The sequence below is a fragment of the Delftia sp. ZNC0008 genome, assembly GCF_000799035.1.
GTDB classification, from domain to species: Bacteria; Pseudomonadota; Gammaproteobacteria; order Burkholderiales; family Burkholderiaceae_C; genus Comamonas; species Comamonas tsuruhatensis.
This window is the reverse complement of record NZ_JTKZ01000112.1, coordinates 1-1,792: the sequence shown is the minus strand read 5'-3', so window position 1 is coordinate 1,792 and position 1,792 is coordinate 1. Positions and strand designations below refer to the sequence as shown.

Below are 1,792 nucleotides of genomic sequence, written 5' to 3'. Positions count from 1 at the left end.
ACCGCCTTTGGCAGAAGGCACGAAGGCTGGGATCAGGGGTTGTAGCTGTCGCCACAGTTCTTTGCTAACGGGTCGTCTTGCCATGAGGGCAGCGAGCATAACTGCTCTGCGGGGGCCTGTGACGAAGTGGTGTTAGCCACTCTAAAAGTGACCGGATATGGGGAACACGTCACTTTTTGGTGCCGGCTGTTTACCCAGAGCGCGTGTCTGGCTGTTTGATATCAGCCGCCCCATCAGTACAGCAAGTACAAAGGCCATGAATCCGGCGGCGATCAGCATGTTTCTGAGGTGCTCGTATGCCTGTTTTGACTCCTCAATGATCTGCTGGGAACGGACGTAGGACAGTTCACTGTAGTGTCCGTTGGCCTCGATCAACTCCGCCATCAAGCGCTGGTACTCGTCGCTCATCTTGCGGATCGCCGCCTCCTTCTGGTTTTGCAGAGCCAGGGCCACGATATCGGTCACAACCGGTCCATAGCGCTGCTCCACGCCCACAATCTTGGCAACCAGATCGCGTGCATCGGCCGCAACATCCTTCAAAGCCATCTTGGCCTGGAGTTCGGCCAGCGAGCTTTTGACATCGGCATGCGCGGAAGTCCAGGCAGCCTTCTCCGCCGTCAGTTCATCAGGCGAGGTAACCAACTCTCGCAACTGGCCGAGTTGGAGTGCGAGCTGCGGCCCGTTGCTTTCGATGAGGAGGTGAAGCGGGCGGCCCGGATCTGCCGCCAGTCCAGGCAGGCGATCACCGCCATGTTCCGCGAGGCGCGCATGGGCAGGGAGATCAACCAGGACGAGGCCCGCTCCGTGGTCGCCGAGATGTCCGAGTCGATCATCCGCAACCCGTGCGCCTTGGTCAGCATCGCCCGGCTCAAGAGCAGCGACGACTACACCTACATGCACTCGGTGGCGGTCTGCGCCTTGATGATCGTGCTGGCACGCCAGCTCGACCTGCCACCGCAGCAGGTGCGCCAGGCGGGCTATGCGGGGCTGCTGCACGATATTGGAAAGATGGCGATCCCCGCCCCCATCCTGAACAAGCCGGGGCGCCTGACCGACAGGGAGTTTGCCGAGGTCCGCGAGCATCCGGCGCGAGGCCTGGAGCTGCTCCTGGCCGGCGGCGTCGATGATCCGGTGGTGCTGGACGTCTGCCTTCACCATCATGAGAAGGTGGATGGCACAGGCTACCCCCACGGGCTGCGCGGCGAGGACATCAGCCTGTTTGCGAAGATGGGCGCGGTCTGCGATGTCTACGACGCCATCACCTCGGACCGCCCCTACAAGCGTGGCTGGGACCCTGCCGAGGCGGTGCACAAGATGGCCGAATGGAGCGCCGGGCACTTCGACAAGACCGTATTCCAGGCCTTCGTCAAAAGCATAGGCATCTACCCGGTGGGCTCTTTGGTGCGGCTGACAACGGGCAGGCTGGGGGTGGTCGTGGACCCTGGCCGCCAGTCCCTGACATGTCCGCAGGTCAAGGTGTTCTATTCCACGGCCAGCGGCATGCGGATGGCACCGGAGACCGTGGACCTGGCCCGGCCCGGGTGCCAGGAGAAGATAGCCAGTCGGGAAGACCCCGCGAAATGGGGTTTCACCGACCTCGATGCCCTGTGAAGCCTGGCCAACAACCCGGTCATCCTGTCCGCCGTCAGCCCCGGCGCAGCGCGCGAGGCGGCCGGCTCGTGGGCTTCGCGGGCAGCGCCGTGGACGTGACGGCCCGCTGGAAGGTGCAGCAGGAGCTGCAGACCCAGCTGGCCTTCCAGCACCTGCTGTTCGAGACCACGCCCCTGCCCAT

At 63.4% G+C, this 1,792-nt stretch carries 1 protein-coding gene and 2 pseudogenes; 1 reads left to right on the top strand and 2 read right to left on the bottom strand.

The window, feature by feature from the left end; genetic code table 11:
• Positions 1 to 99, bottom strand: a pseudogene (locus L995_RS33680) (IS5/IS1182 family transposase); the annotation flags it as partial.
• A gap of 42 nt (positions 100 to 141) precedes the next feature.
• Entirely contained in the window at positions 142 to 642 is a 501-nt protein-coding gene (locus L995_RS31725; RefSeq protein WP_231574353.1) for a hypothetical protein, read from the bottom strand.
• Here L995_RS31725 and L995_RS04160 point away from each other — a divergent pair.
• A pseudogene (locus L995_RS04160) lies at positions 637 to 1,611 on the top strand (HD-GYP domain-containing protein); the annotation flags it as partial. The gene L995_RS31725 and the pseudogene L995_RS04160 sit on opposite strands and share 6 nt — an antisense overlap.
• Between the last annotated feature and the right edge of the window lie 181 nt (positions 1,612 to 1,792).